At 62.2% G+C, this 14215-nt stretch carries 13 protein-coding genes; 7 read left to right on the forward strand and 6 right to left on the reverse strand.

Annotated elements, in window-relative coordinates; all coding sequences use genetic code 11:
• The first annotated feature begins 44 nt into the window (after positions 1–44).
• The 3 genes from PSH59_RS13050 (at position 45) to PSH59_RS13060 (ending at position 4965) form a co-directional block, all read left to right on the forward strand.
• Positions 45–1694 (forward strand): VRR-NUC domain-containing protein, encoded by a 1650-nt coding sequence (locus tag PSH59_RS13050; protein WP_305392837.1) that lies wholly within the window; start codon positions 45–47, stop codon positions 1692–1694.
• Positions 1691–3946, forward strand: coding sequence for an ATP-dependent DNA helicase (locus tag PSH59_RS13055; protein WP_305392838.1), 2256 nt, complete (start codon positions 1691–1693; stop codon positions 3944–3946). The genes PSH59_RS13050 and PSH59_RS13055 overlap by 4 nt, the downstream gene beginning before the upstream one ends.
• 77 nt (positions 3947–4023) lie before the next feature.
• A complete protein-coding gene (locus PSH59_RS13060; protein WP_248079185.1) occupies positions 4024–4965 on the forward strand; it encodes an alpha/beta fold hydrolase in 942 nt (313 codons plus the stop codon).
• Here the strand turns inward: PSH59_RS13060 and PSH59_RS13065 are convergent.
• Positions 4962–5912 carry an alpha-E domain-containing protein gene (locus PSH59_RS13065; RefSeq protein WP_248079187.1) on the reverse strand — a complete coding sequence of 317 codons (951 nt, stop codon included), beginning with the start codon at positions 5910–5912 and terminating at the stop codon, positions 4962–4964. The genes PSH59_RS13060 and PSH59_RS13065 overlap by 4 nt on opposite strands.
• A 3-nt stretch (positions 5913–5915) precedes the next feature.
• Positions 5916–7325, reverse strand: coding sequence for a circularly permuted type 2 ATP-grasp protein (locus PSH59_RS13070; protein ID WP_248079189.1), 1410 nt, complete (start codon positions 7323–7325; stop codon positions 5916–5918).
• Between the two features lie 374 nt (positions 7326–7699).
• On the opposite strand from PSH59_RS13070, the gene PSH59_RS13075 reads away from it, so the two are divergent.
• The 3 genes from PSH59_RS13075 to PSH59_RS13085 all read left to right on the forward strand — a co-directional run bounded on the left by PSH59_RS13075 (position 7700) and on the right by PSH59_RS13085 (position 8674).
• Positions 7700–8245, forward strand: a complete 546-nt coding sequence (locus PSH59_RS13075; RefSeq protein ID WP_248079191.1) for a hypothetical protein — start codon at positions 7700–7702, stop codon at positions 8243–8245.
• Positions 8246–8315: 70 nt separating this feature from the next.
• Positions 8316–8528 carry a hypothetical protein gene (locus tag PSH59_RS13080; RefSeq protein ID WP_305392839.1) on the forward strand — a complete coding sequence of 71 codons (213 nt, stop codon included), beginning with the start codon at positions 8316–8318 and terminating at the stop codon, positions 8526–8528.
• A gap of 11 nt (positions 8529–8539) precedes the next feature.
• Positions 8540–8674, forward strand: coding sequence for a hypothetical protein (locus PSH59_RS13085; RefSeq protein ID WP_282445891.1), 135 nt, complete (start codon positions 8540–8542; stop codon positions 8672–8674).
• A 3-nt stretch (positions 8675–8677) separates the two neighbouring features.
• On the opposite strand, the gene PSH59_RS13090 is transcribed toward PSH59_RS13085, so the two are convergent.
• The 4 genes from PSH59_RS13090 to PSH59_RS13105 all read right to left on the reverse strand — a co-directional run bounded on the left by PSH59_RS13090 (position 8678) and on the right by PSH59_RS13105 (position 12747).
• Complete coding sequence (locus PSH59_RS13090; protein ID WP_305392840.1) at positions 8678–9889, reverse strand: EAL domain-containing response regulator; 1212 nt, start codon at positions 9887–9889, stop codon at positions 8678–8680.
• 9 nt (positions 9890–9898) lie between these two features.
• Positions 9899–10282, reverse strand: coding sequence for a response regulator (locus PSH59_RS13095; RefSeq protein ID WP_248079199.1), 384 nt, complete (start codon positions 10280–10282; stop codon positions 9899–9901).
• A complete protein-coding gene (locus tag PSH59_RS13100; RefSeq protein ID WP_305392841.1) occupies positions 10267–11610 on the reverse strand; it encodes a HAMP domain-containing sensor histidine kinase in 1344 nt (447 codons plus the stop codon). Before PSH59_RS13100 ends, PSH59_RS13095 begins: the two co-directional genes overlap by 16 nt.
• A 213-nt stretch (positions 11611–11823) precedes the next feature.
• Positions 11824–12747, reverse strand: a complete 924-nt coding sequence (locus tag PSH59_RS13105) for a universal stress protein (protein WP_305392842.1) — start codon at positions 12745–12747, stop codon at positions 11824–11826.
• 228 nt (positions 12748–12975) lie between these two features.
• Here PSH59_RS13105 and PSH59_RS13110 point away from each other — a divergent pair, with 228 nt between their 5' ends.
• Positions 12976–14214, forward strand: coding sequence for a DUF4010 domain-containing protein (locus PSH59_RS13110; protein WP_305392843.1), 1239 nt, complete (start codon positions 12976–12978; stop codon positions 14212–14214).
• Position 14215: the final 1 nt, after the last annotated feature.

Below are 14215 nucleotides of genomic sequence, written 5' to 3' on the forward strand. Positions count from 1 at the left end.
GACGGCACTCTGTATGCATAACCAGTATTTGATTGACCCCCTCCATGGCCAGCACCCTCGAAGATCCGCTCTATTACCTGCATAACTTCCGCCAAGTCCTGCATTGGCTGGGGCAACGTTATGCCGACCTGCTCGCACCCGACGAAACGCAGTTCATTCAGCAATTTGACAGCTTGCCCCAGGCCTCCCAGGCGTTATTGGTGCGAATGGTCATGCGCAAAGGCATGCATTTTCGCGCGTCCAAACTCAATTACCTGGAAATCGGCTGTCCTCACGCCGCCACTGTGCCGTTGCGCGCCTTGGGCTGGGTCGATGGGCAGTGCCCATTGGCGTTTGAAGAACTGTTCGCCTTGCTGCAAAAAGGCGAACTGCTCGCCGCGTTCACACCCTGGATCAGCCAACCCAAAGGCAAGAAGGCCGACTGGCTCGAAGGGTTGGCCGCGCAGTTCAGTGAGCCGCGCAGTTTTGCCAGCTGGTGCCCGGACCTGAGCGACACGCTGTACAGCCTTACCGTGATGGACCTGTGCGACCGCCTGCGCCTGATGTTCTTCGGCAACCTGCATCAGGACTGGTCAGAGTTCGTGCTGGCGGATCTGGGCATCTACACCTACGAAAAAGTCGACATTTGCAGCGAATCCCGCGGTTTGCGCACGCGTGCCGACGTGCAGGGTTATCTGTTCCTGCACCAGTGCCAGCAAGCCTTCGAAAGCGGCGCGGCCCTTGAAGAGGTGCTGGCGCAGGTCGCCGCACTGCACACCGACAACCCGTGGCTGGAAAAACGCCGCGCAAAATTGCTGTTCCAGCTCGGGCAGTACTGTGAGCGCAGCGCCGAACTGGCACTGGCCGAGCAGATCTACCGCACCTGCGCCTACCCCGGCGCCCGCGCCCGGCTGATCCGCGTGCTGGAGCGTCAGGAGGACTACGCACAGGCCATGGCGCTGGCAAGCGCGGCACAACAGGCGCCGGAAAGTGCTGCCGAGGCGCAACACCTGCTGCGGGTGATCCCGCGTCTGCGACGCAAGCTTGGTGAACCCAGGCTGCCTGCGCTCAAGCCCCGTGAAGTCACGCGGCTGGACCTTGAACTGGTACTGCCACAGCCGCTGATGTCGGTGGAGCATTGCGTGCTGGCGCACCTGAGTGAGCCGGATGGGCCGGTGCATTACGTCGAAAACGGCCTGATCAACTCACTCTTCGGCCTGTTGTGCTGGGACGTAATCTTCGCGCCACTGCCCGGCGCGTTCTTTCACCCGTTCCAGCGCGGGCCGGCAGACCTGCACAGCGAGGACTTCCATCAACGCCGCGCGCCGCTGTTCGCCGCGTGTTTCGAGCAACTGCGCGATGACCGCTACAAAGCGGTCATCCGCCAACGCTATGCAGAGAAATGGGGGATCCAGTCGCCGTTCGTATTCTGGAACCTGCTGAGTGAAGCGCTGTTGGAACAGGCGTTGGACTGTTTGCCCGCCGAGCATCTGCGCTACTGGTTTGAGCGACTGTTGCTGGATATCCGTGCCAACCGGACCGGTATGCCCGACCTGATCCAGTTCTGGCCGGCGCAAAAGCGCTACCGCATGATCGAAGTCAAAGGCCCCGGCGACCGCCTGCAAGACAACCAATTGCGTTGGCTGGCGTTCTGCGGTGAAAACCAGATGCCGGTCACCGTCTGCTACGTGCGCTGGGCGGAGCAAGCGGCTTGAGCTACCGCGTGGCCGTGCGGGCACTGTGTGAGTTCACGGCCAAGGTCGGCGACCTGGACCTGCGCTTTACCCCATCGCCCAGCGCCCAGGAAGGCATGGTCGGGCACCGCACCGTGGCGTCACGGCGCAACGCGCACTACCAGCACGAAGTGGCGCTCGAAGGCCAATACCAGCAGCTCAGCGTACGGGGCAGGGCGGATGGCTACGACCCGGACGCCAACCGCCTGGAAGAAGTCAAAACCTACCGTGGCGACCTCGACGCCCAGCCGGCCAACCACCGCCAGCTGCACTGGGCGCAGGTCAAAGTGTACGGCTGGTTGATGTGCCAGAAGCTGGGGCTGGCCGAGATCGAACTGGCATTGGTGTACTTCGATATCGTCGGCGAGGGTGAGACCGTGCTTAACCAACGCTTGCAGGCCGATGAGCTGCAAGCGTTCTTCAATCGCCAGTGTGAGCTGTTCCTCGGGTGGGCCCGGCAAGAGATGCAGCACCGCGAAGCCCGCGACGGGGCGGCGCAAGCCTTGAGCTTCCCCCATGCCGACTTTCGTCCCGGGCAGCGCTCGCTGGCCGAGTCGGTGTACAAGGCCGTGAGCACCGGGCGTTGCCTGATGGCCCAGGCGCCGACGGGTATCGGCAAGACCATCGGCACGATCTTCCCGTTGCTCAAGGCGCTGGCGCCCCAACAACTGGACAAGGTGTTTTTCCTTACCGCCAAGACGCCTGGCCGAAAGCTCGCGCTGGATGCCGCGCAGGTGTTGCAGACCAGCACCCCCGATCTGCCGTTGCGCGTGCTGGAATTGGTGGCAAGGGACAAAGCCTGCGAGCACCCTGACAAAGCCTGTCACGGCGATTCCTGCCCTTTGGCCAAAGGTTTCTACGACCGTCTGCCCGCCGCGCGGATCGCCGCGTCTGACATTCGCTTGCTTGATCAGCGCAACCTGCGCGACGTGGCCCTGGCCCATGATGTCTGCCCGTACTACCTGAGCCAGGAAATGGCGCGCTGGGCCGACCTGGTGGTTGCCGACTACAACTACTATTTCGACTTTGGCGCCATGCTCTTTGGCCTGGCCCAACTCAACCAATGGCGCGCCGCCGTATTGGTGGACGAAGCCCATAATCTGGTCGAGCGCGCACGCTCGATGTACAGCGCCAGCCTCGACCAGTACAGCCTCAAAACCCTGCGCGACATGGCCCCCGAACCGTTGAAGAAACCTTTGCAGCGCCTGAACCGTGAGTGGAATGCGCTGCACAAAGAGCAGGTCGCGCCGTACCAAGCCTATGCCGGCAGGCCCGACAAACTGTTGCAGGCCCTGAGCCTGTGCAGCAGCGCCATGGGCGACTACTTCAACGACCGCCCCGAGGCCCTGGCGGGCGACCTGCAAGCCTTCTACTTCGAGGCCCTGCACTTTGCCAAGGTGGCCGAGCTGTTCAACGAGCAGTTCATTTTCGACATCACCAAACGCCAGCTCAGTGGCAAACGCAGCAGTTCCAGCCTGTGCCTGCGCAACGTGGTGCCCGCCGAGTTCATCCGTCCCAGGCTGACTGCCGCCCGCAGCAGCGTGTTGTTTTCCGCCACATTGAGCCCCCGGCACTATTACGCCGACCTGCTTGGCCTGCCCGCGGACACTGCGTGGATCGACGTCGAGTCGCCGTTCAAGGCCGAGCAATTGCCGGTGCGTATCGTTGATGAGATCTCCACCCGCTACGTGCATCGTCACGCGTCGCTGGGGCCGATCGTCGAGCTGATTGCCGCGCAGTTCAGCCGGCAACCGGGCAACTACCTGGCGTTTTTTTCGAGTTTCGATTACTTGCAACAAGTGGCGCAACTGCTGGCCGAGCGGCATCCGCACCTGCCGCTGTGGCAGCAATCGCGGGGCATGGCCGAGGCCGAGCGCCAGGCTTTTCTCGATCAGTTTACCGAGCACAGCCAGGGCATCGGCTTTGCCGTGCTCGGCGGTGCATTCGGCGAAGGCATCGACCTGCCCGGTGCCCGCTTGATCGGTGCGTTCATCGCCACGTTGGGCCTGCCGCAACTGAACCCGGTCAACGAGCAGATGAAGCAGCGCATGGCGGCGATCTTCGGCGCCGGGTATGACTACACCTATTTGTATCCCGGCCTGCAAAAAGTCGTGCAGGCGGCGGGCAGGGTGATTCGCAGCCAGCAGGATCAGGGCGTGGTGATGTTGATCGATGACCGCTTTGGCGAGGCACGGGTCCGTCAGTTGCTGCCACGCTGGTGGGCCGTTGGCTGATATTTGCCGCATCAATATTGCTGGCCGCGTGAAGCACAATCTTGCACCCTGGCCGAAACAGCACACAGGCCAAGCCCATGACTTCCCTGACCGAACAGACAATCGCCGTCAACGGTATTCACCTGAACGTTCACAGCTGCGGCCCCGAGCACGGTCAGCCAATCTGGCTGCTGCATGGTTTTCCCGAGTGCTGGTACTCCTGGCGTGAGCAGATGCCCGCCCTGGCCACGGCCGGGTTCCGGGTGTTTGCCCCGCAAATGCGCGGTTATGGCGCATCAGGCGCGCCGGCGGATATCAGCGATTACGACCTGTTGACCCTGTGCGGCGATATCCAGAAGGCCATGGACCATTTTGGTCACACGCAGGTGGTGATGGTCGGGCATGACTGGGGGGCAGTGGTGGCCTGGCACCTGGCGTTGCTCGAGCCCGAGCGCGTCAGCCGCTTGGTGACCATGTCTGTGCCGTTCGCCGGGCGGGCCCGCCGGCCGGTGATCGACATCATGCGTGAGCTGTACGCCGACCGCTTCAACTACATCCTGTATTTCCAGACGCCCGGTGTGGCCGAGCAGGAATTGAACGCCGATATCGAACGCACGCTACGGCTGTTCATGCAGGACCAGGACGTGTTCCTGCAACATAAGCCCGCCGATGCGCGGTTGCTCGACGGTGTTGGCAGCCCCGGCGCATTGCCGCATTGGTGCCGCCAGGAGGACCTGGACGTGTACGTGCAGACCTTCGCCGAACACGGCTTTCGCGGGCCGCTGAACTGGTATCGCAACTTCGAACGCAACTGGCAACGCACCGAGCACCTGGCCGGGCGCCAGGTGCTGCAGCCGACGCTGTTCCTGATTGGCGACCGCGACCCGGTCGGGGTGTTTGAAGCCCACACGCTCAAGCGCATGCCGGAGTCAGTGCCTGACCTAGAACAACACGTCCTGGCCAACTGCGGCCACTGGATCCAGAACGAGCAGGCCGCACAGGTGAACGAGCGGCTGCTCGAGTTTCTGAAGCGACCTTAGACCATCTCCAGGTAGGAGCTTTGAATCGCCCGCGCCAACTCGCGCACGTTGTCGATGAACTCCGTCAGGCGGGCATGCAGCCCATCCTCCAGAATCTCATCGATGCCGGTGTAGCGCAGCCGCGCTTCGAACTCGGCGGCCAGGCGCTGCGCTGAACGTCCATAACTGCCAGGCAAGTCGGCGAGGATATGGCTCAACTCTTCGATACACGCATGCAGCGAGCGCGGCACGTCGCTGCGTAACAGCAGCAATTCCGACACCGAGCGCGCATTCAGCGCGTTGGGGTACAGCTCGGTGTAGGCCTCGAACGACGACAACGCACGCAGCAGGGCGCTCCACTGGTAATACCCGCGGGCCGACAGGTCGCTGACTTCTTCGGACTCTTCGCCGAACATTTCATAGCGGGCGTCCAGCAGGCGCAGGGTGTTGTCCGCGCGCTCGACAAAGGTCCCCAGACGGATAAACCGGTAGGCGTCATTGCGCATGATGGTGCCCGAGGTGGCGCCACGGAACAGGTGCGAACGCTGCTTGACCCAGTCACAGAAGTGGCTGATGCCATGCCGCGCCAGGCCGCCGGCGGCGATGCTGCGCATTTCCAGCCAGGTAGCGTTGAGGTTTTCCCACATATCGGCGGTGATGCGCCCGCGTACCGCGTGGGCATTGCCTCGCGCTGCGCGCAGGCAGTTGTAGATGCTGGCCGGGTTTTCTTCGTCGAGGGCGAAGAAGTGCAGCATGCGTTCGGCGTCCAGGGTCTGGTGGCGTTCAAGGTAACTGTCCAGGGTGCCGCTGCTAAGCAACGACATGGCCAGTTCGTCGAGGCCGTCGGTGTGACCCGCCTGGGGCATCAGCGACAGCGAATAACTGACTTCCAGCATGCGCGCCAGGTTTTCTGCGCGCTCCAGGTAGCGGGACATCCAGTACAGATCTGCGGCGGTTCTACTCAACATGATTCAGCCCTCCACCACCCAGGTGTCTTTGGTTCCACCGCCTTGCGACGAGTTGACGATCAACGAGCCTTCACGCAAGGCCACACGCGTGAGGCCGCCGGGCACCAGACGGGTTTCTTTGCCCGAGAGCACGAAGGGGCGCAGATCGATATGCCTTGGGGCGATGCCGTTTTCGACGAAGGTAGGGCAGGTGGACAGGCTCAGGGTCGGTTGGGCGATGTAGGCGTGAGGACGCGCCTTGATGCGTTGACGGAAGTCCTCGATTTCGGCCGCCGTCGAGGCCGGGCCCACCAGCATGCCGTAGCCGCCGGAGCCCTGGGTTTCCTTGACCACCAATTCGGGCAAGTGGGCCAGCACATGGGACAGCTCATCGGGCTTGCGGCACTGGAAGGTCGGCACGTTTTGCAGCACCGGCTCTTCGTCCAGGTAGAAACGGATCATTTCCGGCACGTAAGGGTAGATCGACTTGTCGTCGGCCACGCCGGTGCCGATGGCATTGGCCAACACCACGTTGCCGGCGCAATAGGCGGCCACCAGGCCGGGCACGCCGAGCATCGAGTCGGGGTTGAAGGCCTGCGGGTCGAGGAAGGCGTCGTCGATGCGGCGGTAGATCACGTCGACGGCCTTGGGCCCGTCGGTGGTGCGCATGAAGACCTTGAGGTCGTGCACGAACAGGTCGGCGCCTTCCACCAGTTCCACGCCCATTTCCCGGGCGAGGAACGCGTGTTCGAAGAATGCACTGTTAAAGCGCCCCGGCGTCAGCACCACCACATTGGGGTTGTCCAGGCGGCTTGAGCTTTTCAGGGTCTTGAGCAGCAGGTTGGGGTAGTGGTCCACCGGCGCGATGCGCTGCCTGGCGAACACTTCCGGGAACAGGCGCATCATCATCTTGCGGTCTTCGAGCATGTAGCTCACGCCGCTGGGAGTGCGCAGGTTGTCTTCGAGCACGTAGTAGGTGCCGTCGCCGTCGCGTACCAGGTCGACGCCGGATATGTGCGAATAGATATCGCGGTGCAGGTCCAGGCCGACCATGGCCTTCTGATAACCCTCGTTGCCCAGCACCTGGTCGGCGGGAATGATCCCTGCCTTGATGATGCGCTGGTCGTGGTAAATGTCGGCGAGGAACATGTTCAACGCATTGACCCGCTGGATACAGCCGCGTTCGATCACGCTCCATTCACTGGCGGGGATGCTGCGCGGGATGATGTCGAAGGGGATCAGACGCTCGGTGTCCTGCTCGTCGCCATAGAGGGTGAAGGTGATCCCGGCACGGTGAAACAGCAAATCGGCTTCGCGGCGACGCTGGGCCAGCAGTTCCGGTGGCGTGTTGGCCAGCCAGCGGGAGAAGTCCTGATAGTGCGCACGGCACACGCCGTTTGCGTCATTCATTTCATCAAAGAAAGATCGAGCCATTCCAGTACCTTGTCAGTGCCCAGGGTTGCTTGGGTGGCACTGCCGCTTAAAAAAACGCATGTTTTTATGAGCCTGTGGCTGAGGGTGCCAGCAGGCCTGGTCCTTACTTTCTTATGAGGGTCGGCTCTGGGTCGGGGGGTAACGAATGTTCCTGTATTCGGGCAGATGAATGGGTTAAGCAATGCCTGTGCCGAAACCCGTTATTGGCAGACCGGTAACCGCTGGCGAGCCCTGATCCCGCCCGCCACAGAGAATCGGCGTCCTATTGATACGAGAACGGTGCACCGCTTGCACTGGATTGGTGCGTCAACAAACTTGAACTTCACCCGTGCCCGATTCTTCTAACGAGGTTCGTAACCTTATGGAGCACCGCCGTGCCCAGAATCATCACCCCTCACACCCCGGAAGCGGCCGCCACCGACCACAGCGAACACAACGCGAAGATTTTCGGCTCGCCCAAAGACCGCCTCGACTTCTACCGCCGCGAGATCCAGTACGAAACCACGATCCTCGCCAACCGCACCGATGCCTACCTCACTGCGCAGTCATTCCTGGTGATTGCCTTCGTGTCGGGCATGGGCAACCTCAACCCGGAATGGGGCAAGCTGTTCACCCTGGTAGTGCCGGTGTTTCTGGTGGCACTGGGCATTCTCAGCTCCCTTAACGCCTGGCCGGGCATCCGTGCCGCGTACGAGATCATTGATCACTGGCACTACAAGCAGAGCGAACTGCTGCGCAGCGAACCGGTGATGGGCATGGCCTATGACGAGTCACCGTTGTTTTCCGAAATGGAATCCACCCACAAGGGCTATCGCAAGTCACTGCTGTTCTCGATGCGCGCGCCGTGGCTGTTCATGGTCTTCTGGCTGCTGCTGGGCATTTATGCGTTCTATATCCAGGTCGACAATCCGATCCGATGATCGATCAGGCGGAACTTCACGCCGTTCGCCAGCGCCAAAACAGGACTGAGGCCAAGCAGAGGTATGCACCATGAGCACCCCAAGCGATCCGCAAGTCAGTGACCGCAACGATCCGGCGATCGACGGCGGCAATTCAGCACCGGCCACCGGTGCCGATGCGCCAAAAGACCCCAAGGCCGGCAGTGATCCCAAGGCGTCGGAAAACGACTACAGTCCAGACTTCGAGCCTGAGCGCGAGCCCAAGCCTGACACCGATGCCGATATCGACACCCAAGGCGGTTAGAGGAGACGCTCATGTCAAAAGAAATGGAGGAAGAACTCAACGATCCGGGCAACGAAGACCCCGGCTCGTTGATGGACGATGCGCAAGTGCCGCTCAACGATGCTGATGAAGCGGCAGACGTCGGTCACACCGACAAACAAGACTGATCTTCAGCGTGGCTGCTTGGTCAGCAATCGCTCCAGGTTCGCCACGGGCAACGGCCGGCTGAACAGATACCCTTGCATCTGATCGCAGCCGGCCTCTTTCAGAAAGGCCAGTTGCGCCTGCGTTTCGACGCCCTCGGCCACCGCTCGCAACTTCAAGCTATGGGCCAGCTCAATGATTGTGCGGGTGATCGCCGCATCCTGAGGGTTGGTGGTGACTTCGCGGATAAACGCGATATCGATTTTCAGCGTATCCAGGGGAAAGCGGCGCAGGTAGGCCAGGCTTGAATAGCCCGTGCCAAAGTCGTCGATGGCGATCTTCACGCCCATGGCCCGCAGGCGTTGCAGGCTGGCAATGGTGCGCTGGGTGTTGTCCATCAGTGAGCCTTCGGTCAGCTCCACCTCCAGCCAATGCGCCTCGACCCCGGTTTTGGCGAGGATGCGCGCAATATCGGCAATCAAGTCGCCCTCGATCAGTTGCTGGCCGGAGACGTTGACCGCCACCTCCACTGCACCGACATCACTGCGCTGCCAGGCGGCGATTTGCTGGCAGACCCGCTCGATGACCCAGCGCCCCACGGGCACGATCAACCCCAGGTTTTCCAACACCGGCACGAACACCGCGGGCGAGACCGCGCCATAACCGGGTCGGTCCCAGCGCAACAGGGCTTCCACAGCACATACCTTGCCGTTGGCCACTTCGACCTTGGGCTGGTAATGCAGGGTGAATGCCTGGTGTTTAATGGCGTCGCGCAGGTCGTTCTCCAAGTCGAGGCGGGCCAGGTCGTGCACCGTCAATTGAGGATTGTCGCTGGGCTTTTTCAACTGTTCGCCATGGGCCTTGAGCCGTAGCAGGTTGCGCACCCGCAGCCATAATTCAACCCGCTCCACCGGTTTGCTGATGAACTCTTCGGCGCCGGTTTCCAGGCCGCTGACCCGCGCGGTCGGCTCGCTCAACGCTGAAAGCATGATGATCGGAATGCTCGCCGTGACCGGATTGCCCTTGAGCTGGCTGGCCACTTCATAGCCGTCCATGCCGGGCATCATGATGTCCAGCAGGATCAGGTCCGGCGGTTGCTCGGCCACCAACCGCAAGGCCTCTTCACCGCAGCCGGCGCTCAGGGTCAGGTAGCCCTCGTGCTGCAACAGGGTTTCCAACAGCTTGCGAACCTGGGGTTCGTCATCAACGATCAACAGCGTTGCGGGTGGGCTGGCCATGGAGAGGACTCATGATAGAGGTGTGTTGGGCGGGTTCAGCAGGGTATCGATCACCTGGTACAACTCTTTGTAGCGCAGGGGTTTGCTCACATACGCGTCGCACCCGGCGAGCCGGGCTTTTTCCCGGTCCTCCTTCATGGCCATGGCGGTGAGGGCAATCACCGGGATCTGCGCGGTGTGCGGGTCTTGCTTGAGCAGGCGGGTGGCAGCCAGGCCGTCCATGCCTGGCAATTGGATATCCATCAGGATCAACGCCGGCTGCTGTTCACGGGCCAGGGTCAGGCCGCTTTCGGCATCCGCCGCCCAGACCACGCTGTGGCCGGCGTTGACCAGCAGCAGGCGCGCCAGGCGCATGTTCGCTTCGTTGTCTTCGACGATCAGGATGTTGGCCATGGGGCCTCCACATTCGCGCGATGCAGGGGTAACCACACCACAAAACGCGCGCCCAGTCCTTCGCGACTCGCCACGGCAACACTGCCGCCGTGCAGGTCGACAAGCTGCTTGACCATCGCCAGGCCCAGGCCGGTGCCTTCGAATTTGCGTGCCAGGCTGCTGTCGATCTGGCTGAAGGCCTTGAACAGCTTGCCCATGTCATCCGGGGCAATCCCGATGCCGGTGTCGCTGACGCTCAGTTCAAGAAATTGCTGGTGCGCGCTGGGTTGCAGGACAAAGCGATGCACCGGCCAGTCACCGGCGATCTGGCCGACCTGATCGCGGCCGACCTCGCGCACCGCCAGGCTGACGTCGCTGCCGTGCTCGCTGAACTTCACCGCGTTGGCCAGCAGGTTGTAGACGATCTGCTTGGTCTTGCGCAGATCCAGCACCAGCGTCCCCAGGTCGACCGGGCTGTCCAGCTTGAGCTGGATGCGCTGCAGGGCCGCTTTTTCGCGCACGATCAGCAGGCTGTTGGCCAATAACCCGGCCAGTTCCACGGGTTCCAGCTCCAGGTCCATCATCCCGGCCTCGACCTTGGACAGGTCAAGGATGTCGTTGATCAGCGACAGCAGGTGCTGGCCGCTGGTGAAGATGTCACCGATGTATTCGCGCTGAGTGTCGCTCATGTCGCCCACCAGCCCGTCTTTCAATGCCTCGGAAAAGCCGATCACTGCATTCAGTGGTGTGCGCAGTTCGTGGGACATGGTGGCGAGGAACTCGGACTTCATGTGGTTGGCGTGTTCGAGCTCCAGGTTTTTTTCTTCCAGGGCTCGCTCGAAGCCTTTGCGTTCGGCCTCTTCCTGCTTGCGTGCGGTGTTGTCGGTGCCGATCAGCAGGTAGCCGATGATGGTGTCATTGCGGTTGCGCAGCGCAGTCACCGAGACCATGGCCGACAGGCGACTGCCGTCCTTACGGATGTAGGTCAGCTCGTAGATGTCTTCGATCCCGCGCGAGGCTTTGAATACCAGCGCTTCGAAACCGGGGGTGATGGGGGTGTCGAGTTCCTGGCTGAGGGCGGCGGCGCGGGTGATCAGCTCGGCGGGGTCGGAAATGTCGGCGGGGGTGATGCGGTTGACCACGTCGGTGGCGGCGTAACCAAGCATGCGTTCGGCGCCGACATTGAAGATCTGAATCACGCCTTTTTCGTCGGTGGCAATGCTGGAAAAGTACGCACTGTTAAAGATGGCGTCTTGCAGCGCACCGGTCTTGAGCAGGGTTTTCTGGCGTTTGAACTCGACGATTTTTTCCGCGCGTGACTGCGGCAGTAAGGGCGGGGGAGTGTCCATCGCTTGTGCGTTCCATGGGGTTCAGGCCCGCCGTCGTCGTCAGGCGAGGGCGCAGAGCATGCTCACACAAAGTCGCTTGAAGGCGACGGGGAGGACATGAAGTGCCCTGACAATAGCAGATACCACGCACGGTGCGGTGTCGCTGCACTCAATTGGATGGGCAGAAATTCAACAGGGCGGCAGAGCGCCGCCCTTGACAGCTGCGTCAGGTACTCAATCGATAACTTCGGGTGAGACCATCCAGACGCTGCACGGCATCTTGTACAGCAGCGATTCGGCGGTGCTGCCCAGCAGGCGCTCGAGGCCGTGATGGCCGACGCGGCCCATGACGATAACGTCGACGTTGTAAGCATCGGCATAGCTGGACAGCACACGGGCCGGGCTGCCGAGGATCATGTGACGCTGTTCGGGCGGGATGCCGTTGCGCGCCGCGAGGTCGTCGAAAGCCTTGCCTTGCTCGTCGAACAGCAGCTTGGCGGCCTGTGAAGAGAAAAAACCCGCACCACTGCCTAAGCCATACTCCTGGGCGCTCAGGTCGGACAAGTCGTGGGCATACACCACTTCTACTTCGGCATCGCACGCGATGGCCAGTTTTGTCGCTTCATGCAGGATACGGTCGTTCAACCCCTCGTAGCGGCCGTCGCGATGAAACGGGTCGACCGCCGCGACGATTTTGCGCGGCAACGCATGTTTGACCTGACGCACAAAATGCAGCGGCACCGGGCATTCGCGCAACAGGTGCACGTCCAGCGGCGTAAATACCAGGCGCGACAGCCACGATTCCTGCTCCAGGGCCTTGATCACCAGGTCCATGGGTTCTTCCTTGAGGCGCAGCAGCAACTCCTTGAGCGGGTGTTCGACCCACGCGACTTCGGTGGTGACCGTCAGCCCGAGCTTGCGCAACGGCCTGGCCTGGTCCTCCAGCCATTGGTGGTGGCGCTCCACGTACCCCAGGCGCATCTGCTCCAATGCCTGCTCGTTCACCAGGCCCGCGGTTGCCAGGCCGTCGAGGTAGTCGAAGGCCAGGATATGCAGCGCGGCGCCTTCGGCTTTCGCCAGGGCGGCGGCTCTTTCCAGGGCAGGGCTGTGTTCCATCAACGGTGAAACCAATAAAAGGAAACGTGCTTGAGCAGACATGCTGATCTCCCGTGGCAACGAAGGGGTTTGGGTCGTGACGCCTCTGGTTGATCATCGCCCCAGGCGCCTTGCCGGAATTGACCTGCATCAAGGGGCGCGCAGGGGGGAGCCGCCGGGCGACGGTCGGTCGAGCGGTGCGGCGCGTCGTTGACCATGATCAACACGTATCGTGCCGTTGCGGTGCAGTCTGGTAACCCACCGCACACTTGCGCGTAATAGGGGCACAGCATGACGCAAACCCTGGGCATTGCCGGCGCCGCCGCGGCGCTGGGCATCGGCATGCTGGTGGGGCTGGAGCGTGAGCGCCATAAAGGCGAGGGCGAACACCGTGCGTTTGCCGGTTTGCGTACCTATTCCATCACCGGTTTGCTGGGCTATGTCACCCAACAAGTCGGTGGTGCGCTGTTGCTTGGGCTGATCGCGCTGTGCCTGGCCGTGCTGGTGAGTACGGCTTACTGGAAGCGTCAGGACAAAGACCCAGGCATCACCAGTGAAGTCGCCTTGTTGACTGTCCTGGTGCTGGGCGCTCTGTGTGCCGCGTCGCCTGCGCTGGCGACGGCGATTGGCGTGGTGATGGCCGGTTTGCTGGTCTACCGCCAGAAACTGCACAATTTCGCCCGCAGCCAATTGACCGATGCAGAAATGCGCGACGGCCTGTTGCTGCTGGTTGTGGCGTTGGTGGTGCTGCCATTGGCACCGGATCGATTTATCGGCCCTTACGAGGCGGTGAACCCGCGCACCATCTGCACGTTGACGGTGATGTTGATGGCAGTAGGCGCGGTGGGGCACGTGGCGGAACGCATTCTGGGCCCCCGTTACGGGTATGCCATCGGGGCCATCGCTTCGGGGTTTGCGTCCAGTACCGTGACCATCGCCGCCATGGGGCATAGGGCGCTCAAAGAGCCGGACCACCTGCGAACCCTGGCGGCAGCCGCCATTCTGTCGAACCTGGCAACGATGACCCAGGCCGCTTTGATTCTGGGCGCCGTGGAGCCTGCCTTACTGCGCCAATTGGCCTGGCCGCTGCTGGCGGGCCTGGCTGCCACCGCACTGTATGCGCTGGGTGTGATGCTGCGAGCGCGCACCGCGCCCACCGGCCAGCCGGTTCAGGTTGGCGGCGCGTTCGACCTCAAGTTGGCCTTGATCATGGTGTTGACACTGACGGGCATTGGCGTTGTGTCGTCGGTGATGCTCTATCACTTCGGCCAAATGGGGGTCATTGTCAGCGCCACCCTGGCTGGCTTCGCCGATGCCCATGCCTCGACCGCCTCGATTGCAGCGCTGGCCAGCAGCGGCCAGTTGACGCTGGTTGCCGCGTCCACCCCCGTGTTGCTGGCCATCAGTTGCAACGCGTTGAGCAAATGCTTGGTGGCCTGGGTCACCGGCGGCCGGCGTTTTGCGGCCTACGTGATCCCTGGACAGTTGCTGCTGACCGGGGCGATGTGGCTGGGAACCGTGGCCGCGTGAC

The organism is Pseudomonas sp. FP2309, assembly GCF_030687575.1.
In the GTDB taxonomy this organism is placed as follows: domain Bacteria; phylum Pseudomonadota; class Gammaproteobacteria; order Pseudomonadales; family Pseudomonadaceae; genus Aquipseudomonas.

What these genes read in the sequence shown, in the direction of transcription:
- PSH59_RS13050 (WP_305392837.1), top strand. Translation starts at nt 45, where the DNA reads ATGGCCAGCACCCTCGAAGATCCGCTCTATTACCTGCATAACTTCCGC.
- PSH59_RS13060 (WP_248079185.1), top strand. Translation starts at nt 4,024, where the DNA reads ATGACTTCCCTGACCGAACAGACAATCGCCGTCAACGGTATTCACCTG.
- PSH59_RS13065 (WP_248079187.1), bottom strand. Translation starts at nt 5,912, where the DNA reads ATGTTGAGTAGAACCGCCGCAGATCTGTACTGGATGTCCCGCTACCTG.
- PSH59_RS13070 (WP_248079189.1), bottom strand. Translation starts at nt 7,325, where the DNA reads ATGGCTCGATCTTTCTTTGATGAAATGAATGACGCAAACGGCGTGTGC.
- PSH59_RS13080 (WP_305392839.1), top strand. Translation starts at nt 8,316, where the DNA reads ATGAGCACCCCAAGCGATCCGCAAGTCAGTGACCGCAACGATCCGGCG.
- PSH59_RS13085 (WP_282445891.1), top strand. Translation starts at nt 8,540, where the DNA reads ATGTCAAAAGAAATGGAGGAAGAACTCAACGATCCGGGCAACGAAGAC.
- PSH59_RS13090 (WP_305392840.1), bottom strand. Translation starts at nt 9,889, where the DNA reads ATGGCCAGCCCACCCGCAACGCTGTTGATCGTTGATGACGAACCCCAG.
- PSH59_RS13095 (WP_248079199.1), bottom strand. Translation starts at nt 10,282, where the DNA reads ATGGCCAACATCCTGATCGTCGAAGACAACGAAGCGAACATGCGCCTG.
- PSH59_RS13100 (WP_305392841.1), bottom strand. Translation starts at nt 11,610, where the DNA reads ATGGACACTCCCCCGCCCTTACTGCCGCAGTCACGCGCGGAAAAAATC.
- PSH59_RS13105 (WP_305392842.1), bottom strand. Translation starts at nt 12,747, where the DNA reads ATGTCTGCTCAAGCACGTTTCCTTTTATTGGTTTCACCGTTGATGGAA.
- PSH59_RS13110 (WP_305392843.1), top strand. Translation starts at nt 12,976, where the DNA reads ATGACGCAAACCCTGGGCATTGCCGGCGCCGCCGCGGCGCTGGGCATC.